Annotated in this window: 22 protein-coding genes; 10 read left to right on the forward strand and 12 right to left on the reverse strand. The window is 51.7% G+C overall.

Going from position 1 to position 22,960, the window contains the following annotated elements:
• Positions 1-57: 57 nt before the first annotated feature.
• The 5 genes from aroQ to QE396_RS11125 all read right to left on the reverse strand — a co-directional run bounded on the left by aroQ (position 58) and on the right by QE396_RS11125 (position 3,659).
• On the reverse strand, positions 58-621 hold the full coding sequence (gene aroQ, locus QE396_RS11105) for a gamma subclass chorismate mutase AroQ (protein ID WP_020885058.1): 564 nt from the start codon (positions 619-621) through the stop codon (positions 58-60).
• Between the two features lie 334 nt (positions 622-955).
• Positions 956-1,603 (reverse strand): isochorismatase family protein, encoded by a 648-nt coding sequence (locus QE396_RS11110; RefSeq protein WP_020885059.1) that lies wholly within the window; start codon positions 1,601-1,603, stop codon positions 956-958.
• Between the two features lie 170 nt (positions 1,604-1,773).
• Complete coding sequence (locus QE396_RS11115; RefSeq protein ID WP_309951050.1) at positions 1,774-2,370, reverse strand: substrate-binding domain-containing protein; 597 nt, start codon at positions 2,368-2,370, stop codon at positions 1,774-1,776.
• A complete protein-coding gene (locus QE396_RS11120; RefSeq protein WP_309951052.1) occupies positions 2,324-2,689 on the reverse strand; it encodes a LysR family transcriptional regulator in 366 nt (121 codons plus the stop codon). Before QE396_RS11120 ends, QE396_RS11115 begins: the two co-directional genes overlap by 47 nt.
• 232 nt (positions 2,690-2,921) lie before the next feature.
• Positions 2,922-3,659, reverse strand: coding sequence for an SDR family oxidoreductase (locus tag QE396_RS11125; protein WP_020885061.1), 738 nt, complete (start codon positions 3,657-3,659; stop codon positions 2,922-2,924).
• A gap of 124 nt (positions 3,660-3,783) precedes the next feature.
• Here QE396_RS11125 and QE396_RS11130 point away from each other — a divergent pair, with 124 nt between their 5' ends.
• Positions 3,784-4,692 (forward strand): LysR family transcriptional regulator, encoded by a 909-nt coding sequence (locus tag QE396_RS11130; protein ID WP_020885062.1) that lies wholly within the window; start codon positions 3,784-3,786, stop codon positions 4,690-4,692.
• Positions 4,693-4,711: 19 nt separating this feature from the next.
• On the opposite strand, the gene QE396_RS11135 is transcribed toward QE396_RS11130, so the two are convergent.
• Complete coding sequence (locus QE396_RS11135; protein WP_020885063.1) at positions 4,712-5,581, reverse strand: LysR family transcriptional regulator; 870 nt, start codon at positions 5,579-5,581, stop codon at positions 4,712-4,714.
• A 113-nt stretch (positions 5,582-5,694) separates the two neighbouring features.
• Between QE396_RS11135 and QE396_RS11140 the strand changes: the two genes are divergently transcribed.
• From QE396_RS11140 to QE396_RS11155, 4 genes are all read left to right on the forward strand, one after another.
• Complete coding sequence (locus QE396_RS11140; RefSeq protein ID WP_020885064.1) at positions 5,695-6,441, forward strand: glucose 1-dehydrogenase; 747 nt, start codon at positions 5,695-5,697, stop codon at positions 6,439-6,441.
• Between the two features lie 49 nt (positions 6,442-6,490).
• Positions 6,491-7,948, forward strand: a complete 1,458-nt coding sequence (locus QE396_RS11145) for an MFS transporter (protein ID WP_309951055.1) — start codon at positions 6,491-6,493, stop codon at positions 7,946-7,948.
• Between the two features lie 107 nt (positions 7,949-8,055).
• On the forward strand, positions 8,056-8,439 hold the full coding sequence (locus tag QE396_RS11150; protein ID WP_020885066.1) for a RidA family protein: 384 nt from the start codon (positions 8,056-8,058) through the stop codon (positions 8,437-8,439).
• A 99-nt stretch (positions 8,440-8,538) separates the two neighbouring features.
• Entirely contained in the window at positions 8,539-9,321 is a 783-nt protein-coding gene (locus QE396_RS11155; RefSeq protein ID WP_185791382.1) for an alpha/beta fold hydrolase, read from the forward strand.
• 86 nt (positions 9,322-9,407) lie between these two features.
• Here the strand turns inward: QE396_RS11155 and QE396_RS11160 are convergent, their stop codons facing one another.
• Together QE396_RS11160 and QE396_RS11165 are read right to left on the reverse strand one after the other, a co-directional pair.
• Positions 9,408-10,802, reverse strand: coding sequence for a HAMP domain-containing sensor histidine kinase (locus QE396_RS11160; RefSeq protein ID WP_020885068.1), 1,395 nt, complete (start codon positions 10,800-10,802; stop codon positions 9,408-9,410).
• Positions 10,802-11,479 carry a response regulator transcription factor gene (locus QE396_RS11165; protein ID WP_020885069.1) on the reverse strand — a complete coding sequence of 226 codons (678 nt, stop codon included), beginning with the start codon at positions 11,477-11,479 and terminating at the stop codon, positions 10,802-10,804. The genes QE396_RS11160 and QE396_RS11165 overlap by 1 nt, the downstream gene beginning before the upstream one ends.
• Before the next feature lie 205 nt (positions 11,480-11,684).
• Here QE396_RS11165 and QE396_RS11170 point away from each other — a divergent pair, with 205 nt between their 5' ends.
• Positions 11,685-12,521: a MipA/OmpV family protein gene (locus QE396_RS11170; RefSeq protein WP_020885070.1), complete on the forward strand. Its 837-nt coding sequence runs from the start codon at positions 11,685-11,687 to the stop codon at positions 12,519-12,521.
• A 152-nt stretch (positions 12,522-12,673) separates the two neighbouring features.
• Here the strand turns inward: QE396_RS11170 and QE396_RS11175 are convergent, their stop codons facing one another.
• The 3 genes from QE396_RS11175 to QE396_RS11185 form a co-directional block, all read right to left on the reverse strand.
• Positions 12,674-12,991 carry a YebG family protein gene (locus QE396_RS11175; RefSeq protein ID WP_014169017.1) on the reverse strand — a complete coding sequence of 106 codons (318 nt, stop codon included), beginning with the start codon at positions 12,989-12,991 and terminating at the stop codon, positions 12,674-12,676.
• A gap of 76 nt (positions 12,992-13,067) precedes the next feature.
• A complete protein-coding gene (locus QE396_RS11180; RefSeq protein ID WP_020885071.1) occupies positions 13,068-14,855 on the reverse strand; it encodes a hybrid sensor histidine kinase/response regulator in 1,788 nt (595 codons plus the stop codon).
• Positions 14,852-15,484, reverse strand: a complete 633-nt coding sequence (locus QE396_RS11185; RefSeq protein ID WP_014169015.1) for a response regulator transcription factor — start codon at positions 15,482-15,484, stop codon at positions 14,852-14,854. Before QE396_RS11185 ends, QE396_RS11180 begins: the two co-directional genes overlap by 4 nt.
• Before the next feature lie 175 nt (positions 15,485-15,659).
• Here QE396_RS11185 and QE396_RS11190 point away from each other — a divergent pair, with 175 nt between their 5' ends.
• From QE396_RS11190 to QE396_RS11205, 4 genes are all read left to right on the forward strand, one after another.
• A complete protein-coding gene (locus tag QE396_RS11190; RefSeq protein WP_014169014.1) occupies positions 15,660-15,974 on the forward strand; it encodes a lipoprotein in 315 nt (104 codons plus the stop codon).
• Between the two features lie 116 nt (positions 15,975-16,090).
• Positions 16,091-19,153: an autotransporter domain-containing protein gene (locus QE396_RS11195; RefSeq protein ID WP_020885072.1), complete on the forward strand. Its 3,063-nt coding sequence runs from the start codon at positions 16,091-16,093 to the stop codon at positions 19,151-19,153.
• 255 nt (positions 19,154-19,408) lie between these two features.
• The gene (locus QE396_RS11200; RefSeq protein ID WP_020885073.1) at positions 19,409-19,945 is read left to right on the forward strand and encodes a GNAT family N-acetyltransferase; all 537 of its coding nucleotides are present in this window, start codon (positions 19,409-19,411) and stop codon (positions 19,943-19,945) included.
• 136 nt (positions 19,946-20,081) lie between these two features.
• Entirely contained in the window at positions 20,082-20,978 is an 897-nt protein-coding gene (locus QE396_RS11205) for a PhzF family phenazine biosynthesis protein (RefSeq protein ID WP_032670744.1), read from the forward strand.
• Positions 20,979-21,179: 201 nt separating this feature from the next.
• On the opposite strand, the gene QE396_RS11210 is transcribed toward QE396_RS11205, so the two are convergent.
• Positions 21,180-22,760: a phosphoethanolamine transferase gene (locus QE396_RS11210; RefSeq protein WP_020885075.1), complete on the reverse strand. Its 1,581-nt coding sequence runs from the start codon at positions 22,758-22,760 to the stop codon at positions 21,180-21,182.
• Positions 22,761-22,960 lie beyond the last annotated feature (200 nt).

A 22,960-nucleotide genomic window follows, 5' to 3' on the forward strand; every position in this document is an offset into this window, starting at 1 on the left:
AACGTATTCCTGAAAACATTAAGCACGTCTTTCGCTGCTGGCGTGATAACTCGCCCATTAAGACGCGCCACAGGATGAATGAAGCAGGATTTTTTTAACTGTAGCCCAGAGCCGCTCTTTATCTCTGTCACGTATTTTTTCATGCTGAATTTCTCGCATGAATGCCGCTTTATCAGCTCCGGAAAAGCCGCCCTCCGTTTTTAATTTCCGGGCGATACTGCGAAGCGTTGATTCATCGGCATGGGCAATTTTTGCTCTCACCGCAGAGAGCGGCATCGGTGTCCTCGGTGTGTCTTCTTCCATGAGCCAGTCGGCACAATGGAAATGCTGGATAGCCTTCGCAATGTCCATCTGCAGTTGAATGAAAGACCTGACGCTCTCTCTTTCCAGCCCTGACGCGTGGGCGACAGCAAAGGCTCTTTCAAGCACGTCCCGTTCCTGTTCAGGGTCAGCAATTGCCTGACCCTGCTGCGCCTTATACGCTGCAACCTCTTTCATCAGGCAAAAACGCAGGTTGATACTCATGCCGGGGCCGGAAAAAACCTCGGTCGCTGTCGTTGTTTCCGCAATGCCATCTCCCTGAATGGATGGCCCTGCCGCTAACTCATGCTTTTTCTCCATTACCGATCTCACTTATCGCATAGGTAAAAAAATAACGTTCTCAGGCCCGGATCCGGTTGGCTGGAAAGCGAACGAAAATCAACCTACCAGTTGGTAGGCTGAGTGTCAATTTCATCACTCATTTTTTACTCAATGCTGGATGCCATGTTTGTTCGGAATGGTTTTCAAAAGAATTCGGGGTAAGAGAGGCAGCCGAAACGGCGAGCGAGGGGGAACGAAGAGAGGTGAGCAGTACTCAGATAAATCATGCGGGCAGGAACACTGCATCCTGCCCGCATACCGGCCATACGGTCATTCCACTCCCCCAGCAAAAAAAATCGTATGGCGAGTTATCTTAGGCGTGAACCATATCTGCACAATACTGGATGCCAATACCGAACGCTCCGCCATGTTTCTGGCTGATCGAAGTGGTCAATTCGTAGGTTTCATGACGTGCCCAGTCACGTTGCAGTTCAAGCAGGTAAGTCAGGGCAGTAATCGGCTTTGCGCCAGCCTGAATCATGCGTTGTACAGCGCGTTCATGAGCTTCTGCACTCATGTCACCGCTGGCGTCTGTGACGATATAGACGTCAAAACCTTGCTCAATGGCAGACTGAACCGGACCATTCAGACAGACCGAGGTCCACAGACCTGCAAACACCAGGCGGTCGCGCTCCAGTTTGTTGACGGCATCAACAAAATTACCATCCTCCCATGCGTTGGAGGTGGATCGGTTAACGTACGACGCGTCATCCGGGAATACCGCTGAAACTTCAGGAAATACCGGGCCCGCAAAATCATGGCGTGAAATCGTCGAAACAAGGGTCGGAATATTAAACCCCTTACCTGTTTCCGCGAGGACTGCGGTATTTTGTCTCAGCAGGCCGATATCAATATTTTTCACATTGAACGCCATCTGGCTCTGGTGATCCAGCAGGATCAGCGCATGGTTTTCCGGGCTTAACAGATTTCTGGCCGCTGCAGGTGTTGCTTTAATCGTCATAATAGTTTCCGCGATGTTTATTTAAATTTATCAGTGTATTAACGACCTGATTCGTGAACTCGGGAAAACTATACAAAACGAAATATTCTTTTGTCCGTTCATTTTTGCAAAGGGCTTATTGCAAAAATGAACGCTGTGAAATATTAATGAATTTTATATGAAAAAAGGAATTAACATGTTTGTCCGAATATTCTCTTTCTGTTCTCTGCTAAATAGTGGGAACAGTGATTCATAAATTCCCTTATTTTTGCTGATTTCCTCACATCAGGATGCGCGAGCAGCCAAATGTCTTCACCCAGTCCCTCCACGATGGGGCTAATCTGAGCCAGTTTATCTATCTGATTGCCATGCATGCAGGGTAACAAACCGATCCCAATCCCGCTTGAGATTGCCGACGCAACACTGAGAACGGAGTCGCCGCGAAAGGTGATATTTTTCTCGGGAATATTTTTTTCAATCCACAGAAAGGCGTTTAACTTAGACATTGCGTAATGGAAGGAGACCCAGCGATGCTCCGTGAGCGTCATAGCATTGACTTGCTTTTTTTCCCATTGTTCACGTAAACCATACACTGCCCAGAACGCCGATCCCACCTTGCGGCCGGAAAGATGCTCCGGAATGTCTCTGGTGGCTCGAAACGCGATATCCGCCCCGCCATCGAACAAATTGACGGATTCATTTCCTGTCGAGACCTGAAAGGTAATGTGGGGATTTATTCGGCTAAATGACGCGATCAGGCGGGTTAAGGTAATCCTGCAAAAGGGCATCCGACGTGGTGACCCTTATCTCCCCCGAAAAACCGCATTCATCCTCTTCAATGTTCTGTAGAACATAGTGGATATCCTCTTCAATGCGGTGTCCCAGGGCGATCAGCGCGGTTCCGGCTTTTGTCGGAACGTAGTGGGTACGGCGACGCAGAAAGAGGGCTAATGCCAGCGACGTCTCAATGGCCCCCAACCGACGAAACAAGGTGGAATGATTGATGCCCAGAGCATCTGCGGCGCGTGACAGATTACCGTGCTCACCTACAGCCATAACGGTTTTCAAATCATCCCAGGAAAAGTTCTGGGAGGTCATTTTCTTCATACTCTTTAAATCCAAATATCTTATCGGCAGGCCAGCTGTAAAAATTGCTGGCGGATGCGCTCGGCAATGGCATTGACCACCGCCGCACTCTCATCAGTCGGATCAATATCAACCCGGAAGGGACGTTTCCCGCAGGTGTATTGACGATATTGACTATTGCCTGCGCGGCATGACCGTGCAGGCCTCATCGCTCATTTACCCCGGAAGCGTATGCATCCGCCTGTCGGGGGGATTAGGCGAAGCCACCGTTTACACGAATAACCTGCGAGTTGATCCAGCTCCCGTCCGGACCGGCGATCATCGCTACTGCGCTGGCGATCTCTTCTGGGGTACCGATGCGCTCGAGCGGGGCCAGTTTTGCAACGGCCGCAACCTGCTCTTCGCTCTTACCGTTAAAGAAGAGCTCAGTCCCGGTGGGGCCCGGAGCAACGGCATTAACGGTGATATTTCTGCCCCGCAGTTCGTTTGCCAGCACGTGTACAAGCCCTTCCACGCCTGCTTTTGAGGCGATATAGGGACCATAAGCCGGGAAGGATTTGGCGATCACGCTCGTCGAAAGGGCAATGATTCTGCCGCCTTCACTCACGGTTTCAGCAGCATTTGCCAGCACCAGAAATGCGCCACGCAGGTTGGTATGAATGACACGATCAAAATCGTGAAGACCGGCAGGGGTAATCTTCGCCATTGGCATGATCCCCGCGCTGTGTACCACCACATCCAGTCTGCCGGTAACCGCTTTCGCTTGCTGGAACAAGTGGCTGACATCCGCTTCGCTGGCAACATCAGCCTGAATCGCCGTCGCACGGCCACCTTTAGCGACGATGCTCTGCACGGTTTGCTCTGACGCCTCGGCATTACCTGCGTAATTCACGATAGTGGTAAAACCGTCCCGCGCGAGACGCTCAGCAATGGCGCGGCCGATACCACGGGAACCGCCCGTAACAAGGGCAGTTTTATTGACTTTGTCCATCGTTCTCTCCGGTTTCAGTGAAAGGGGTCTGAATGGAGATATTAATGTTTTAGCGGGAGAGATAAATGGGTGATATTTGATAACATAATTCCATTATCGTTAATAATCGCCTTCAGGATCCGTGATGGATAAATTTGATACCATGCTGCTCTTCACCCGCATTGTAGAGCTTCAAAGCTTCAGTCAGGCCGCGGACCAGCTAGGGATCCCCAGAGCGACGGCCAGCAATGCAATAAAAAGCCTGGAGAAAAACCTGGAGTGTCGTCTGCTGGAGCGGACGACCAGACACGTGCGGGCCTCGCTGGATGGCGAGGCATTTTATGAACGCTGCGTGCATATTCTTTCTGAACTGGACGATGCGGAGTCTTCCCTGCGTCATTCCGGCGTAAGGCCACAGGGGATTTTGCGCGTGAATCTTCACGGGGCCCATGCGACCCGCATTGTACTGCCCCGTATTGACGAGTTTCACGCCCGCTATCCCGCCATCAGGCTGGTTATCAGCAGTGGGGATCGTCTGGTCGATCTGATTCGGGAAGGCGTTGACTGCGCCGTACGCGCGGGCAAGCTCTTTGATTCATCATTAATTGCCCGGCCTTTAGCCCAGATGCCTCAGGTTATCTGCGCCAGTCCGGACTATCTTCGTAAGCACGGCCGACCGATGACTCCAGACGATCTGCTTTCTCATCAGAGCGTCAATTTCTTTTCCACCAGCCGGGGTAAGAACTACCCTCTGGAACTCATTGTTAACGGTAAAGAGAAAAGCTATCCGACCAAAGGCTGGATGACAGTGAATGACGCAGAGAATTACGTTATTTGCGCGTTGCGTGGATGTGGGCTGGTTCAGCTTCCACGTTATCATGTGGACGATGCCCTTCGGGATGGCCTGCTACAGGAAGTGTTAAGTGACTGGAAAAGCCCGGCCATGCAACTTTCGGCTATCTATCCACAGCACCGACAGCTGTCTCCCCGTGTCCGGATTTTTGTAGACTGGCTGGTTTCTCTCTACCGGGAACGCTTTGAGGTGAACGCTTAATGGCTGCGTAAACCGTCGCTCACGTTGACGGCGCCGCGGGATCGGCAAGCATCGCATCGGCGATATCCAGCATAACCCGCAGGCGATCCATATGTCGGAGGTCAGAGTGATACCCTACCCATATATCTTTGGACGGCGGTGGCTCCGGCATGCTGATAGCCGCTAAGCCGGTGATGGCATCACCAAGCGGGCGCGGTAACACGGCGATGCCCATTCCGCGCTGGCACATCTGTGCCTGTACGGCCCGGCTGGTACTGGTGAACACACGTCGTGACTGGGGGAACCTGTCGAGCAGCCAGGCGACGTCAGAGAAGTGGGATTGTGCTGTGTTCATCAGAATAAGCCCCACTGCGGCCGGATCGTGTCGGGCGATATCGGCGATTTCCGGCGTTCCATATAGCGCATAGGGGATGCGCATCAGGCGGCGCTGGACAATATCCGGTTCGGTAAAGGGAACGATGCGAAACGCAATGTCGGCATCACGCCGCGACAGGTTAAGTAAGCGGTAGCTTGCGATAAGCTCCGGCACAATCGCCGGATGGCGGCGCGTCAGTTCCTCCAGGACCGGTGCGAGAACATAGTTGGCAAACCACTCTGCTGAAGAGATCCGCAATATCCCTTCAAGACGTTCGTGATTACCGGCGAGACGCCGCTCCATCGCCAGCGCGGAGTTTTCCATCGCTTCTGCCAGCTTCAGCACCCTATCGCCGGCGTCGGTCAGAACCAGACCATCCTGTGTCCGGCGAAATAGCGCTTGCTGCGCCTCTTCCTCAAGCGCCTTTATCCGGCGACCAATCGTCGGATGGCTCACACCCAGGCTTCGTGCCGCCTCGCCGAAAGAGCCCTTACGCATAACTGCAAGAAATACCCGGACATCGCCCCATTCCATGCCAGTGTCTCACCGTACAAAAATGAACATTGAATATACAAAAGTGGCAGTTCCAAAACAACTTTGTCGATATCACTATAGCGTCCTCACCCCCCAGTCAGGAAATGAATGACATGTACAAATTAAAAGACAAAGTGGCGATTGTAACCGGTGGTTCCAAAGGCATCGGAGCCGGGATTGCCCGTCAACTGGCGGCTGACGGCGCGAAGGTTATTGTCAATTACGCGTCAGGCAAAAGTAGTGCTGATCACGTCGTTGCCGATATACAGGCTGCCGGTGGGCAGGCGGTAGCGGTCGCGGCGGATGTCACCCGTCAGGCTGAGGTTGAGGCGCTGGTTAACGCGGCCATCGACATTTTCGGGCGGCTGGACATTGTGGTGAACAACGCCGGCATTTATGAGTTCGCCCGCATTGAAGAGAGCACAGAGGCACTCTACCGCAGACAATTCGACATCAATGTTCTGGGCCCGCTGTTAATGTCCGGCGCTGCTGCACCGCATCTGAATAAAGGCAGCAGCATCATTAACATCAGTTCGTTCGTCACCCGCGTCTTTATCGCCGAGAGTGCCATCTACAGCGGCACCAAAGGGGCGATCGATGCTATTACCGGGGTACTGTCACGAGAACTCGGCCCCCGGGGAATTCGCGTCAACGCGGTCAACCCTGGCCTTATCGAAACGGAAGGCAGTCATAGTGCAGGCGCGATGAACTCGGACTTCCAGACATGGAATGAAAAGCAGACCCCACTCGGCCGCATCGGTCAGGTGCAGGATGTTGCGCCGATCGTCTCATTTCTCGCATCAGACGATGCGGGATGGATCACCGGTGAGGTGATTCTTGCCTCTGGTGGCATGCGCTAACGCCCTGCCTCTCAATCTCTGCATATAACCGTTACCTGTGGAGTGTTCCATGTCGCCCCCTATCCTCCCGCAAGCCGAGCCGCGTCGCTGGGCAATGTTTGTCATCCTGCTGGTTGGTGCATTTTTGCCCCCGCTCGATTTTTTTATCGTCAATGTTGCGCTGCCTGCTATTCAGGACGAGCTGAGCGCCTCTTCCTCTGCTGAACAGCTGGTCATTTCGTCCTATGCAGCCGTGTATGCCGTAACCTTAATTACCGGCGGCCGTCTGGGTGATATTTATGGTCGTGGGAAGATGTTTTTTATAGGGCTTATCGGTTTTGCGGCGGCATCGTTGCTGTGCGGTTTAGCCTGGTCACCATGGGTACTGATTAGTGGACGCGTGTTACAGGGTGCTACGGCCGCGATTATGGCGCCTCAGGCACTGGCTTCCGTACAGGCCATTTTTCCGGAAGCGGAAAAACCGTTCGCGTTGAGTATCTATGGCGCTGTATTTGGCCTGGCCTCGGTTATCGGGCAGGTACTGGGCGGTATCCTGATCTCAGCGGATCTGTTTCACCTGGGATGGCGCGCTATTTTTCTCGTTAACTTGCCGGTGGCGCTGCTGGTCATTCTCTTCGGATTGCCACTGCTGAAAGAGACGCGTGCGCCATCCGCACAACGACTGGACCCGGTCGGCATGTTACTGGCGACCGCCACGTTGAGTGCGCTGATTGTGCCGTTAATTGAAGGCCGTGAAGCGGGATGGCCCTGGTGGACATGGCTGTCATTTCTGGCTGTCCCGCTGCTGGCGTCGCTGTTATGGCGTTATGAGCGTCGCCTTAGCCAGAACGGCGGTTCGCCTCTGCTTGATCCGGCCGTGTTACGCGCACCGGGGCTGGGCCAGGGGCTGGCGATCGTTTTGCTGTTTTATTCTATCGGGGCCTTCTTTCTTTTGTTCTCCGTTTATCTACAAGAGGCGTTGCAGTTAAACGCCCTGACTGCGGGCCTGCTTTTTCTGCCTTTTGGCGTGGGTTTTCTGATCGGTCCGTTGCTAACACCTTATCTGAGGCGTTTTGTCGGCAATTACCTGAGCGCAATCGGGATGGGATGCGAGACGTTGGGGTTAGCAGGCCTGGCAGGGTTGATTGCCCATACTATGACGGGTAGCGCACCGTCCATGCTGCCACTCGCCGTATTGCTTTTTATCACCGGCCTCGGCCAGGGACTGGCGATGCCGACGCTGGTCCGGATGGTGACAGGCCGCGTTGCACCGGCGTTTTCAGGCATGATTGCCGGGGTAACCAGCTCGACACTCCAAATCAGCACTGCACTGAGCGTCGCCGTCATCGGTGGCATTTTTTACAGCATGCTGGACACCGGCAGAAGCGGTGCAAATATTACGCATGCCTTTATCGTCGCCCTTCTGGCGATGGCGATATGCCTGGCCACGGGTGCCGCGCTAAGCATTCGGCTTATCCGGCAGGCCTCCGGTTTATTTTCTGCTGCGAGCGGCGCGTCTATCAAGTAACGTAACAGACAATCAACTGGCTGAGGCGTGGACATCCTTGCTCATGTTCCTCCCCAGCGTGCCGTTTACCCGCAGCACGTACTCCTGCATCAACCTGAGAAAAAATCATGAAAAAATCGATAGTCCCTGAAGAATTCCAACACTATTTCGATGACTGGCACTTCTCGCCTGTCATCGAAGCAGATGGCACGGTGTATCTCTCTGGTGTTACCGCGGCACGGAAGGACAAACCGATAAGTCAGCATCCGGAAGAACAATTCCATGATGCGTTTTATAAGCTTGGTGTTTATTTGAAAGCCGCAGGCTTAGGGTATGAAAATATTCTTGAGATGACCACTTTTCATATTGATCTTAAAAAACATATAGACGTTTTTTCTAAAGTGAAAGATGAATATGTAAAGGCACCCTACCCGGCATGGACCGCCATAGGCGTATCAGCGTTCATTCCAGAAAATGCGCTGGTGGAAATGCGGATTGTGGCTAAAAAGTAGTGCCGCCGTGAGTCCCCAAATCACCTCAGGCACGAACCGGATCGACTTAAGCGCCGCAAGGTCTGCTACGAACAAACGGCAGACCTCGACGAGACGACAATGTCTTCATCAACTGCAATAGGCTATGTTTACAGATTCAGAAACCCTGGCAATGGCACTGCGGCCAGAAAATGGGACTTGCCGATGAATGCAGAGAACCTTCCTGTGGTACTTATCCCGGGATTTATGCTTGATGAAACATTGTGGGACGATTTTATCACCGCATTTCCCGAGCGCAGGCTCTTTATACCTGCGAGCCTGAGCCAGGGAACCACAATCCAGGATATAGCCGCTAACATAGTCCAGAAACTACCGGAGCGTTTTGTGCTGGCCGGCTTTTCGCTAGGTGGTTATGTTGCCAGAGCTATTTATGAGGCTTTTCCGGAACGGACAGCGGCGATGATCCTCATTGCCACGTCTCTCAGAGAGGATTCGGCAGAACAGATAAATACCCGTGTTGCTGCAGCGAATATCAATTCCTCCAGAGAATTTAGTGGGCTGAGCACAACGGCCATTAGAAAATCACTTCATGCTGATCTCGCCAGTAATACGGCCATTATTGAGAAAATCCGTAATATGGGAAAAAGGCTGGGAGCCGATGTATTCAGAGTCCAGTCAGGGCTAAACCGCGAGCGAATAACATTAAAACCCATTTCATGCCCGACATACGTTATTGCAGCGAAACATGATCGGCTGCGTTCAACAGAAGAGGCAGAAGAACTCGCCAGGCTAACCGGAACCTGTGTGGATTATGTCGACGGTTGTGGACATCTTATTCCTCTGGAAAAACCGGATGAACTGGCCCAGCGTGTGTCCAGATGGCTCGATAAAACAGGCCTTTAAAATAACGTTGATGCAAACAGAGTCCCCCTATTCTCTGCGAATCAAACGCCAGGACGTTTTTCTTAGATGTCTGCTTCTGGCCTCTGCTACGCATTTTCGGCTATCTGAGTTGGGAAATCGACAGTGACCAGCAGCCCGCCTTCTGCAGACGTACACAGGCCTACGCTGCTGTTGTGTTGCTGCGCAACCGCGTTGACGATGGCTAGCCCCAGTCCACTCCCGCTTTGCATCTGGTTGGGGTCGCGAAAAAATCGGTCGAACACACGCTCCCTCAATTCAGGCCGAATACCGGGCCCGGCATCTGAGACACGAAGCTGCGTGGCTTTATCCCGCGATCGTATCTCTACTTCAACCCGTCCACCCTCAGGGCTGTACTTGACTGCGTTCTCAATCAAATTGTCAATCAGCGACATCAGGTGCTCCCTGATGCCTGTGATCCAGACTTCATCATCAGAGACGAATTCAAGCTCTATCCTGCGCTCCGTAGCCAGCGGTTCCAGTGCAGCCATTCGCTCCTGAATGAGCGTCGTCAGCGGCACTGGCTGCATAACGGCATCAATACGTGCTTCACTGTGCATCATCAGCAACAATTGATTGACGAGTCGGGCGGCCCGGCTGTTGCTGCGAACAATCCCCGCCAGTAATTCCTGTTGAGTCTCATTGCTTACATACGACTGCAGCGCCTCCACGTTGATTCGCATTGCAGCCAGAGGAGTACGCAGCTCGTGAGCGGCATCAGCAATGAAAATCCGTTCCCTTTCCGCGCTTTCGCGCACCCTGGCAAGAAACACGTTTATCGCGTCCACCATTTGACGAAGCTCCCTGTGTTTTGGCATGGCTTTTAATGGAGAGAGATCGTCTGGCGTTCGCAAAGATATTTCATTTACGACCTTGCTCCAGGGTCGCATTGCAATACGAATTGACAGCCACGCGGGAAATAAAAGAAAAGGAATGCATACCAGTAGCGGCAATATGTAATAGCCACGCGAGTTCAGGTAGATAAAGAAGTTCCATCCTCCGGCAGGCGTCACAAGTGTCACCTCCACATCGGAGTTCCCGGATTTTAGCGTACGGCTGGTCCAGGTGCGCCCCTCACTCTCAATGCGCTGTAATTCCCCAAATTGGGTGTTTACGACCCCTGTTGGTGCGCCATCAGATGAATAAATTATCTCGTTATGTTTGCGAATAATGAGGCTGATTGACAGTTCGGGATCTTCACCTCCGCCATATCCTTCCCGCAACGCCTTACTGAACGTGTTCAGCACATCGGTGCGTTCCTGCGGGCGATCGTCCATACTGTCCACCAGCGTAAAAAGGGTTTCGTAGGTCTTACTGCCCGTTAATATCGGGGGGCTACGCAAGTCCTCCCACAAAACAAAAGTCAAAAAAAGACACCACAGCAAGGTAAGCAGCAGCATCTGGGCGATGATGATTCGCCGTACGAGCGTGGGGAGTCTCAGGGTGCGCCAGATATTTCGCATCAATCACCGCCTTTGTAGATCGGTACAGTATCAATGACATACCCTACCCCTCTCACCGTTCGCACATAACCGTCCCCGATTTTTCGACGCAAATTCCCCATATGCACGTCGAGAGCATTACTCAGATTTTCTTTGGTGCCGAAGATTCTTTCTTCCAGAAATCGTCGTGTAAGCACGCGGTCAGCGCGCAACATTAACGTTTCAAGCAGCGCGTATTCACTTGCCGTCAACTCCACGTGACGGGCACTCACCGTCACGCGACGCGTTGGCACATGCAGAGATAACCCTCTGATTTCTATTGCCTCATTCTGAAAACCGTAACTGCGTCGCGCAAGCGCTCTTACCCTGGCCAACAACTCGGCGAGAATAAAAGGTTTAACAAGGTAATCGTCTGCACCGGCATCCAGCCCGCACAGGCGATCCTGTAGCGTGCCTCGAGCAGTCAGGATGATGACAGGGATCCCCTTGAACTGTTGCCGCAAGCAGGTCATCAGGCCCATGCCATCGCCATCGGGCAGTCCCAGGTCGAGCAATATCAGTTCTGGCACGCAGGCATCAAGCTGATGCAGCGCATCCTCTTTGCGGCGAACCCATATGACATCAAATCCTTGATCTGCAAGGGCGATCCGCACGCCATTGCCCAGATCCAGGTCGTCTTCGATTAGTAGAATTTTCACATTGGTAACGGTATCAACAGTGAATGAAGAACGTCTTAAGAAAAAAACGGTTTCGATAAATCTATCAGGTTTACTGCAGCGGTACTTGCTTCAGCGTTTCTTCATTTTCGGCTCATAAGAACCTTAGGGTGCGTATTCAAACTGAGAAAACTGGCGTGAATAACCGCTTGTATCGTCATCATTTGAATCCACAAGGACTTCTTTAATGAGAAACATCGCACTGCGTCATCAGTATCCTCCTTTGCTCTCGCCTCGCAGCCTGAAAAAAATAGTGCCGGGAGTCGTTCTGGCGTTTCTGACCACCCCGACACTGGCGGCAGAACAGAACCAGGGTAACGTGTTGACCCTGGGGGGAGGTGTGGATATTGCGCCACGCTATTCTGGTTCGGATAAAAGCCGTGCCACTACAGCATTAGTGCTCGATTACTCCATGGCAAATGGCGTCTTTATCAGCACCACGCGGGGTATCGGTTACGGTAACAGTGTCGGTAAACTGGATTACAACGCTGCGCTGAGCTATCGCGTTGGTCGCAAGGATCGTGACGTGAGCAGCGATTCAATAAGCTCCGGCAGTGACGACTTGCGGGGTATGGGTGATGTCAAAGGATCGGCCATCATTGTGCCCGGAATGGGGTATAAGGTGACCGACTGGCTGAGTGTGCAATTGCAGGCTGAAGTGCCGGTTTCTGAAAGAAACAACGGTGAGGCCCTGCACTTCGGGATTATCAGCCCGCTTTATACATCACCGAAAAATTCGCTGACGCTGGCGCTGACCACCAGTTGGGGATCCAGCAAATACATGCAGACATACTACGGGGTGAATGCCGCACAGTCAGCAGCATCGGGGTTTTCCCGACATGATGCTGGATCCGGTATTTATGCTTATTCGCTGAATGTGGACTGGACCCACAAGCTCACCCCAGACTGGAGCGTAGCTGTCGCAACAGGTGTTACGCAGTTGACGGGAGATGCAGGCAATAGCCCCATTGTTCAACGAAAAACGTCACCCACGGGAAGTTTGAAAGTGACGTACAGCTTCTGATCGTGATGGGATGAGTGCTTCCCGACGACTTCTCGCTCTGAACTCTCAATAATATGTATTCGTTCCGCCCCAGTAAGATAACGGGGCGGCACTCAACACGCCCTGATGCCCCCCTGACTCGGGGCATCAGAATCGATGATGCACTCTGGCGATCAGGCAGCTTTAACGGCTCTGATTTTCTTACTGCCAGCCGCATCTGGCTCTGGGTTATCTGTGGCAGTGGCGGCATTGAGATCGGGAAGCTTGCTGGTACGCAGAATATGCTGCACGGCCTCTTTCTGCTCGGCGAGATACAGCCCAAGATTTTCAGCCTGCGTTTCATCCATCTGCATGCCGCTTTGCAACAGCCAGTCGGTGAACGCTTCTGCCATGTCGAGCAGTTTGTCGTGAGCGTCAGCCTCTTTTTTACTGGCAAATGTCATTTTCTCTTCACCTTTTCGTACGACAACATATTTTGTTTCAACAGCCATTATGCACCTCTCATACTGTATTTATATACAGCATAGCATTTCCAGAATTGTGTTGCAGTCAAATTGTACTTTCGTTTTAGCCCGAGCCTGCAGACCACTGTGTCAGTAGCGCATGCAGTTTGGCGGGCTCCAGCGGCTTACGCAACACCAGGTAGCCTTCCTGCTCCGCTTCCAGCAGAACCGGCGAGTTAAACTCCCCGCTGACCATCGCGCCGCTCATGTCGGGCAGACGTTCGAAAAGTGCTTTCAGGATGTCGAACCCGCTTTCGCCGGATCGCAGGCGCTGGTCGCACAGTACAGCGAATGGCGTGAAACCGTCGTCAATGATGGCAAAAGCGTCTTCGGCCGAGGCCGCGCAGCGCACGTTAATCCCCCAGAGGCTCATCAGGCTCTCCCAGGCGGACGTCACCAGCGGATCGTCGTCAACGACCAGGCAGGAGCCATGCAGTGGCGCATAGCGTACTGGGGAAGCGATGTTGTCACCGGCGGGCAGTGGATCCACCGCTTTCACGTCACCTGTGTATTGCGTAAAGCGCATCCAGAAGCGTGAACCTTTGCCTTCAATGGAGTGCATTCCATACTTCACGTTCATCAGCTTGGCACAGCGGGCAACCACCGCCAGGCCCAGCCCGTGCCCTGCGCTGTCGATCTTCCATGCCAGCTCGGGGCGGTAGTAAGGCGAGAAGATTTTGCTTTTTTCGTCGTCGGCGATCCCCACCCCGGTGTCCCATACTTCCACCAGACACTCGGCACCGCGCGGGCGGATGGCAACCAGCACACCGCCCTGCTGCGTGTAGCGAAGGGCATTTTGTATCAGGTTAATCAAGGACTGACGCACCAGCAGCGGGTCCCCCATCACGAAGAGGCGACGTTTGGGCCGCCAGGTTCGCAGCCGCAGGGCGCGACTGTTGGCCTCTTCGCGAAACAGGGTGATCACCGAGTCGAGAAGCGTGCCGATGTCCACGCGTGTAGGGGCGGTCATCACATTGCCAGATTCAATTTTGCTGAGATCGAGCAGGGAATTGAACATCAGGTGCACCGAACGAACGCTCTGTTGCAGGTCAAGCAGCTGTGGCGTCAGGCTGTCGTCCTGGTTTCTGTGGATAATGGCTTCGATCAAAAAGCCCATGGCATGCACTGGCTGGCGCAGATCGTGGCTGGCGGTCGTCAGGAACTGATTTTTATCGAGCAACGCCTGTTCCGCTTCTTCTTTGGCCTGCCGGAACTGCTCCGCCAGGCGTGAGCTTTGCTCTTCCAGCAGTGCTTGCTGGATAAAGAACGCGTGGGACGTTAACGCATGGCGGTAGATTGCGAAGCCGTACAGCAGATTCAGCATCAGCACGATGAACATCAGGTCATCCAGTCGCAGGATGATACCGAGAGTCAGAACCCCCCAGGAGGCAAAGAAAAACCGTGTGAAGGTGCTGATGACCGGCGTCAGATGCGTCGCATTGGCAGCGACAATAGCGGCAATGCTGATATTAAGGAGCAGGAAAAAGTCAAAATTCTGCGTCTGCGGGGTAATTAAATAGAGTGATGAAATCCCCAGCCCGTGAAAAAAGGCCACCTTATTAATGCGCGGAAGCCAGCGGCGCAGGACGGCCTCATTATCATTTTCTTTAACCTCTTGCTGATAGCGCCGATGCACTATTCGGATCGCCACAGCACAGAGCAAGTAAATTATTATCCAGGTGATGGTTGGACCCAGATCGTCCCCCAGCAAATGGATCCAGATAGCGAAAGGAATGCCGACAAAAGGCACAGCGCTAAAGCTGAATACCAGCCGCAGAAACGTATTATTCAGCAGGCGAATTTGCGCGGGGGGAGAGATGCCATCGTTCTGTGAACCCTGGAAAAACCTCATTCCGACGGCTCCCGTTTGCCATGCAGTAGCGTGATGGCTTCCACCCGACTGTTAACGCCTATCTTTTTCAGAATATTGCTGATGTGTTCTTTTACCGTGGGCTCAGAAATAGAAAGCTGGGCGGCAATTCTTTTATTTGGCAGGCCGCGCATAATCATATTCAAAACATCAATTTGCCGCGGCGTTAAGTTAAATTTACTTAACTGCTCATTATTCGTCTTAACGGCACATTCGTTTGCACAAGGAAACCATGTCAGATTATCCGCCAGGGCAAAAACGGCCCGTGAGAATAATTCAGGAGGTTCGCTTTTCAATACGAAACCGTGTCCTCCGGCCGTATGCACTTTCTGCCAGATATCGTTATTTTCATCCCCACTGACGACCAGGAGGCGCACCTGAGGGTAAAGTTGTTTCACTTCTTTGAGTAATTTCAATGCCGTACCGGAAGATAGCCAAAAATCGATTACCAGTAAACGTGGCGGGCCATTTTCCCTAATATGACGGTAGCAATCTTCTTCATTCGTCACAACATACGCCTGTTTGAACCGGCAATGTGTAATCAGAAAATTGGCGATGCCGCTTGCTACCAATGGATGATCATCAACGACCAACGCATAATTCTGCCCCAAAGGAATCTCCTTTCACCTTCGCGTATCTGAGAGTACAGATGAATTATTATCGACCCACCCTACTTTAGGAGGGTTTTTTCAATTAGGAAAGAGAAATATATTACCCGCTGATTTGGGTAATAGAAAACATAAATACAATCAGTGATTTTAACTGGTTGGATATAAAGGATAATTTATGAAAAGACCACTAATCGCTTTAACCGTTACGTTGATGCTAGCCGGTTGTTCCACCCTGAAAACCGATCAGGCTATTCCACTGCTGCAGGCGGAAACCGCTAAAATGCTGGGGCTGGGCTCGTCGGACGAAATAACGGTGACCAACGTGAATGGTGCCCAGCCGGATGCGTTGGGCGGCCAAAAACTTTCTTATCGCGCCACGACAGAAAAAGGGCGAATTTTCGATTGTTCATCAATGATGATGCCTGGAATTTTAGGATCTGCGCCGACGCTAAGCGCGCCGACCTGTACGCCGGTTGTCACGCATAAATAATTTCCTCAATACCAAAAGGCGTACAAATAATAACGCCTTTTAAATTTCCCGACACATTTGAGTTTCATATAAAAACGATTTTCCAGACATCATGCTAATGAGTACGGAGATAGCCCGTGAATAACTCTACATCGCATTCTTTAGCGGTTAAGACACCGCTTTCCAGACTTTACCTCGCTCTATTTTCCGCACCGCTGTTGATGCTCTCCCCTGCCGATTTCGCTCGCGCAGCGGATGCCATTTTTGACGGCGACGCGCGTGTTACCGAATCTTTAGGTTACACCGGCGATGTTTACGTCGGCCGTAACCAACGCGGGAACCTGCTGATCGATAATGGCAAAATCACTGCCTATAACATCAATATCGGTCGACTGTTCAACGGACAAATTTATGAAAGCGTGGTCACGGTCCGCGGACCAAACGCTGAGCTGAACGCGGTTAACGATCAGTATATTCTGCGTGGTGGCCTGAATCTTGGCCTGGGCACCCTGCGAGTCGAAGACGGTGCGCTGGCCAGCGCGAAGGAGATCGTGGTCGGTACCACCCGTGGCTACGACAGCCACCTTATCGCTACGGGCGCCGGTTCACGCGTCGTCAGTAATTTTCTCAGCGTCGGCACTGACCTGGGTGCCCGCTCCACGCTGGCGATTGAAAACGGTGCGACGCTCAACACCACCTACGATGCCCGTATCGGCAATGGTTCCGGCCCAGATGAAACCGACAAGCTGAGCCCGAAAGCCACCGTCACGGGATCCGGTTCGCAATGGAATGTTGGCCGTACGCTCACGCTTTATGGCGATCTGGACGTGCTCAACGGCGGAGCGGTTAACGTGGGCAACATTCAGGTGGCGGGCGTCTCTGGCGCACGTAAAACCGCCGAGCTGGTTATCGCGGGCGAGGGCTCGCGTTTTACCAGTGCCAGCAGCGTTAGCGTTGGCGATTACGGCAATGGCGTACTGTCGGTCATGGACGGCGGTGCATTTTCCGCAGGCGGTAACGAGCTGGTAGTGGGGATGACGGGTTCCGGCTCGAACCGGGGCGCGCTGATAATCGGCAGCCGCGGCAATATGGACTCCGGCACCGGTTTAACGGAGCCGACGCTTGGCGCGGCGGGCGGCGCGGGCACTCTTGATGCGAAGACGGCAATCAGCCTTCGGGGTGGGTTATTCGGCAGCTATGTCTACTTCAACCATACCGACGGAAATTACGTTTTCAGCAACAAGATGAGCGGCGAAGGTGAAGTGATCAATACCTCCGGTCAGACCACGCTGAACGGCGATCTTTCAGGGCTCAAGGCGAACGTGACCGCGCGCGGTGGAAAAGTCATTATTGCCAGCAATATCAACACCCAACCCGAAGACGATATTTTTGATGTGCAGACGCTTAGCGCCGAGAACGGCGGCACGCTGATCCTCAACGCGACGGCGGGATCGGAGGTCAGTAACGGACAAGGTTACAGCAGCGCCGCGTCGATCAAAGCCGGCGGCACGCTGGGCGGTAACGGCACGCTGGGCCAGACAGAGATCCTCTCCGGCGGCCATATCTCGCCCGGTGATGGCACTATCGGCACGCTGACGCTGAAACGCTACTTGAACTTTGTGGGTGAATCGTTCTATGACGTTGATATCGCCGGTGACGGCCGCAGCGATCAGTTACTGGTGTCTGGCAAAACGACCATCAGCGATCAGGCTAAAGTACAGGTTACCGCGCTGGATCCGCAGACCAGCTACAAAACGGGCCAAAGCTATCGCATTCTAACCTCCGACGGGGGAATTGACGGCCAGTTCGCCGGGGCCATCTCCAAATCCGCCTTCCTGGACGTGGCACTGAAACAGAGCACCGACGCTGTCGATCTCACCATCGCGCAGAAAGAGACCGGCGGAGAGAATCCTGGGGGTGAAAACCCGGGTGGTGAGAATCCGGGCGGTGAGAACCCAGGGGGTGAAAATCCGGGTGGTGAGAATCCAGGCGGCGAGAACCCAGGGGGTGAAAATCCGGGTGGTGAAAACCCTGGCGGCGAGAATCCAGGTGGAGAAAATCCAGGCAGCGGTAAGCCGGGTATTTTCCAGACGGTAGCCAACACCAGCAACCAGTGGAATACCGCCGGCGCGCTTTCCACGCTGACACAAAACGGCCCTTCCCTGGCGCTGTATAACTCTCTGCTGGTACTCAGCGCACCGCAAGCGCGCGAGGCGTTCAACCAGCTGTCAGGTGAAGTTTACCCGTCGGTACAGTCTAACCTGATCGCCGGCAGCACTCAGCTGTTCAACGTACTGAACCAGCGCATGCAGCGCGCGTTCGATAATGACAGTCTGCCGATACCGCCGTTAGCGATGTCGCTGGTACAACAGCCGGAGCAACAAAATAACGGCGTATGGGGCCAGACCTTCAGTTCCTGGAGCAGAACGCGCGACAACGGTAACGCAGGCAAGCTGGACGGCAACACCACCGGCTTCCTGCTGGGCGCGGATCGCACGTTGGCTGACCATAACGTACGTGTCGGGGGGTACTTTGGTTATAGCCGCGGTGATTACAACGTTGATAGTCGTCGTTCATCCACGGATACCGACAACTATCACCTTGGCCTGTATGCCGCAGCGCAACAGAATGCGTTCTCACTTCGCGGCGCACTGGGTTACACCTGGCACAAGATTGAAGGCGAGCGCAACGTTGATTTCAGTGGTTTCTCGGACCGCCTGAAGTCAGATTACGACGCCAACTCGCTGCTGGCGTTTACCGAGGCGGGCTACCGTTTTGGCCAGCCGGCGATGAATGTTGAACCGTTTATCAACCTGTCCTGGATTCGACTGCATACCGACAGTTTCAGGGAAGATGGCGGTGCCGCCGCGCTGAGCGTGCGTAATGAAACGATGAACACCTTCTACTCCACGCTCGGGATGCGCGGCGTCACCGAACTGCCGAAAAACGTTAACCTGTATGGTTCGTTGGGCTGGCAGCACGCCTACGGGGATAAAAACACCTCATCGCGGATGGCATTTGCCGGCAGTGACGCGTTCATCACCCAGGGCCAGGCCGTTGATGAGGACGTGATGGTGGGCGATATCGGCGTCAGCGTACAGCTGTCGCGCGCTGCGACGCTGGATGTCGGTTATCAGGGGCAACTCGGTCAAGACACCCGCATCAATTCGGTCAACGCTAACCTGCGTTGGTCGTTCTGATTACCCTTTTCAGCATTTATACAGACCCGCGTACTGCGGGTCTTTTTTTGTCCGTTTTCTGTCCATCGCAAACTGATATCTGGTAAGGCTGACCTGTGCCCATTGGTTAACACACCAGGGTATTCGTCGTGTGCGTTTCGCCACGACAGCACACAATCGGATCTGTCGAATTACGTCAAAACACATATATGCTTAAATCAGAGAGCATCAATTAATGAAAGACATATTCCCGTCAACACATATCAGGAGGTCTGTTTGCGAATTGAAACAACTCGATTGTGCCTTCGCCCGGTAATGGCATCAGACGTAGCCAATCTTTTCAGAATTTATGGTGATCCGGCGACGAACACGTTTAACCCCGCAGGCCCCTACCCGGATATTGATCATGCAAAAACGGTTCTCAATCGCTGGCTCGCCCACTGGCAAACTCACAGCTTTGGTAGCTTCGCCATATCGCTTCTCGAATCCCCTGAAAAAATTATCGGATTTGGTGGTCTGAGCATCCGTAGCTATGGCGATTGTGTGATTAACAATCTTGGGTATCGGTTATCGACAGATGCCTGGGGAAAAGGCCTGGCGACAGAATTTGCTACACGCGCGGTAAGGTATGGTTTTGATGATATGCAACTCACCGAGATCTCAGCCGTTGTCAGAGCTAACCATCTGGCGTCACAGAACGTTCTTGAGAAAACGGGACTGAGATATGTCAGAGAGATACATGATATTAAAGACGCACCGCCGAGCCTTTTGTATTCACTCACCTTAACGGAGTGGATGAACAAAACCAGGTAAACATCACCTTCTGTCGTTAAGGTAAAAAATACGCATACAGGTAAATGCCAGTGGGTTATGTTTTCACGTGAGCGTATATTAAACGACAAACTCGTTGAGTATAAATTCATTTTAAGGCATGGAAGTTGAGGTCCTGGTGAGAAGACGTTATGTGATTGCAGATGTGTTTACTGATAAACCGTTTTGCGGTAACCCGGTAGCTGTCGTTCTGGATGCCGAGGGATTGACCACTGAGCAAATGCAGCTGCTCGCGTTAGAATTTGGCTACAGTGAAACGACGTTTGTTTTACCTCCTGAAGAACCATCACATACGGCTTGGGTACGGATTTTTACCCCGACGCGTGAAATCCCTTTCGCTGGTCATCCCAATATTGGGACTGCTTTTGTCCTGGCGTATCGGGCTGAACTGAATGGCGAATCGCTACCTGAAACGCTGATATTCGAAGAAGCCGCCGGACGGGTACCTGTCAGGATTATCAGAGAAAATGCAAAGGTCACGGGTGCAGAGCTTCTTGTTCCGCAAGCTTTATCCTGCCATTCAGAAGTCAGTCCGGAAAACGTGGCGGCCTGCCTCTCTCTTGAAGCCAGTGATATACGCACTGAAATGCATATGCCTGTCGTCGCCTCTGTTGGCCTGCCTTTTTTGATTGTCGAACTCGCGACCCGAAATGCGCTTCGCTGTTGCGTACCCAATTTGCAGGGTTTCCGGGCTATTTTGCCCCTCGACGGTGCGGTGTCCATTTACGCCTATACGCTGGAAACGGATCCTGAAGACCCATGTGATTTGCAGGCCCGGATGTTTACGCCACGCATGACCGAAGATCCGGCAACAGGCAGCGCGACTGGCGCAGTGACAGCTCTGCTGGCCCAGCTTCGCAATAAAAAAGAGCTCTCTCTTCGCGTAAGCCAGGGCGTTGATATGGGGCGCGCCAGCATATTATTTTCAGGCTATGACGGCACTGCAGAAAGCCCGTCAGTTCGGGTAGGAGGAAAAAGCGTTGTTGTCATGGAAGGTTCATTTACATTGCCCTGACGCCCGCGGTGAATGAGGTGCGGATGTCGCTATTTTTATCACACCCGGTGAAGATTGACTCAGAGCATAGTGTATAAATCAATGGAGAGTTGGTCATGAATATTGAGAGTACGAGCCAGTACCTCTTCAGGTCTGGCTCCCATAGCCATGAATTTTCAGTCAATCGGCAGAATAATTTTTAACCAAGAATCATCGTTTCTACTACTTTATATCCGTCCAATTAAATTTCTTACCCGTTGTATCCTTAATTACAATCGGTTTTTGATAGTCCTGTAGCCACTTTTGCAAGCTAACGATATCATTTTCAACCCGATGTATTCCGAGCCATAATTCGGATAGGGTATTCGCATCATCGGTAGACCATGGCGTATCGTAGTCTCCGATCAACTTATTCTTTCTTTCAACTTTAGGGCTATACCAAATGAAAGTTGGGACAGATAACGCTTCCCGGGGGGGGTTAGCCCCCGCATGATAATATACCACTGAACGTGAAGGATCGCGTATTAAGGCATGGTCAGAAAAGTAAAATACAGAAGAGCGTGTATTTGAAAGTTGGTTAAAAACTTTCCCCATAACATAATCCGTGAAGCGCACAGAGTTATCATAGCAATCATCATCTTTATTTCCATCTTTAAAGACGGAAGCATCTTTTGGGAAGCGCGCGCAGGCTGGTTCGTGGCTACCATATAGATGTAGCACAATTAATTTCTTACCAGATGTTTTCAGAGTTGATTCAAGTTCTGGGAGCAAAGAGTCATCGAACCCCTGCTCAATCCACTGGTGGTGTCTGGTTTTCATAGCGATACCTGTAATCACATTATTATATGCGCCCCCTTTTCCCTGGTGACTATACCAGTACGTATCGTACCCGGCTTTGTTCGCTATACTAATAATATTGTCACTGTACTTAGCGGGATCTGCTTCCTGTACTGAATCAGCAGTGAGCGCAAGTGGCACAGCCATAATGGTCACTGGCGCGGGGCTAATGGCATGCTGGAACAACAGAAGATTTTTCCTTTCTGCTTCCAGTTCAGGAGTCGTGCTTCGCTCATATCCATATATGCTCATATTTGCACTGCGCTCAGACTCCCCAATAATAATTACATAATTATCAATTCCGGTATCTGATAGTGATATTGAATAGTCAGGTGTATTATTATTAATACTGGAGGCAATACTCATATCAGAGATGGCTTGCATAAAGACTGTAGCCGTGCTCAGTGGAGTTGAATTTACAACACGTTGAGCAAGGCTATCAACATTGCTTTTTCGTAATTGATGCAGTATACCCTGTACAGTATAGCCAGTTAGCAAAAGCACGAATAATATTGCAGGGTATCGCCTATACTTTAACGGCAGGGTACTTGTGCTACAGTTGATAGTTAAAACAAATAAACACAGCAACCCCATAAAAATTGCACAACTTCTCCAATAAACGCCTAACATTGAAAATGCTTCACTACCTGTAGTATTTATTACACTTAATGCAAAACCATAGTCAAATTTAGCATTGAAGTGATTCCAGGCATACATCTGAAGAGACAAATCAGCAGCGATTAATGTTAAGGCTAAAAAGCCAATAAGGTTTTTTAATATTTTGCTATTGATGCAAAGAAGTGTTAATAACAGAAAAGCAAAAACCAAGGTGCGATTAATGACCAAATTATAACGCGCACCAATAAAATTAACAATAACAACAATGGATACTGAAATTATAAAAAACGCCCCACTTAAAACAAATCTAAAATTATCATAACAAATTTTTTTAAGAGTTAATAACATTTCATAGCACCTAAACCGGCTCGGTTTTTATCCGTTTTATTTAAATATAGAAAATAGTGTGATTCTTGTTTATTATATAATCAGCTGAGCTTGATTAATTAATGCAAATATGCTCCATAAGCTCAAAGGGTTCACAGAATCAGGACGCCTTGTTTAGCTTTCTTGAGGACTTTTAGAATATGAAACGCTGCGGGTGCCAG

Origin of the sequence: Enterobacter sp. SORGH_AS_0287, assembly GCF_031453695.1 — a bacterium.
In the GTDB taxonomy this organism is placed as follows: domain Bacteria; phylum Pseudomonadota; class Gammaproteobacteria; order Enterobacterales; family Enterobacteriaceae; genus Enterobacter; species Enterobacter ludwigii.

Coding starts and splice junctions, on each gene's coding strand:
- QE396_RS11210 (WP_020885075.1), bottom strand. CDS start 22,760: ATGTTATTAACTCTTAAAAAAATTTGTTATGATAATTTTAGATTTGTT.
- QE396_RS11180 (WP_020885071.1), bottom strand. CDS start 14,855: ATGAGGTTTTTCCAGGGTTCACAGAACGATGGCATCTCTCCCCCCGCG.
- QE396_RS11125 (WP_020885061.1), bottom strand. CDS start 3,659: ATGGACAAAGTCAATAAAACTGCCCTTGTTACGGGCGGTTCCCGTGGT.
- QE396_RS11135 (WP_020885063.1), bottom strand. CDS start 5,581: ATGGAATGGGGCGATGTCCGGGTATTTCTTGCAGTTATGCGTAAGGGC.
- QE396_RS11145 (WP_309951055.1), top strand. CDS start 6,491: ATGTCGCCCCCTATCCTCCCGCAAGCCGAGCCGCGTCGCTGGGCAATG.
- QE396_RS11160 (WP_020885068.1), bottom strand. CDS start 10,802: ATGCGAAATATCTGGCGCACCCTGAGACTCCCCACGCTCGTACGGCGA.
- QE396_RS11155 (WP_185791382.1), top strand. CDS start 8,539: ATGTCTTCATCAACTGCAATAGGCTATGTTTACAGATTCAGAAACCCT.
- QE396_RS11110 (WP_020885059.1), bottom strand. CDS start 1,603: ATGACGATTAAAGCAACACCTGCAGCGGCCAGAAATCTGTTAAGCCCG.
- QE396_RS11140 (WP_020885064.1), top strand. CDS start 5,695: ATGTACAAATTAAAAGACAAAGTGGCGATTGTAACCGGTGGTTCCAAA.
- aroQ (WP_020885058.1), bottom strand. CDS start 621: ATGGAGAAAAAGCATGAGTTAGCGGCAGGGCCATCCATTCAGGGAGAT.
- QE396_RS11170 (WP_020885070.1), top strand. CDS start 11,685: ATGAGAAACATCGCACTGCGTCATCAGTATCCTCCTTTGCTCTCGCCT.
- QE396_RS11175 (WP_014169017.1), bottom strand. CDS start 12,991: ATGGCTGTTGAAACAAAATATGTTGTCGTACGAAAAGGTGAAGAGAAA.
- QE396_RS11115 (WP_309951050.1), bottom strand. CDS start 2,370: ATGCCCTTTTGCAGGATTACCTTAACCCGCCTGATCGCGTCATTTAGC.
- QE396_RS11190 (WP_014169014.1), top strand. CDS start 15,660: ATGAAAAGACCACTAATCGCTTTAACCGTTACGTTGATGCTAGCCGGT.
- QE396_RS11150 (WP_020885066.1), top strand. CDS start 8,056: ATGAAAAAATCGATAGTCCCTGAAGAATTCCAACACTATTTCGATGAC.
- QE396_RS11130 (WP_020885062.1), top strand. CDS start 3,784: ATGGATAAATTTGATACCATGCTGCTCTTCACCCGCATTGTAGAGCTT.
- QE396_RS11120 (WP_309951052.1), bottom strand. CDS start 2,689: ATGAAGAAAATGACCTCCCAGAACTTTTCCTGGGATGATTTGAAAACC.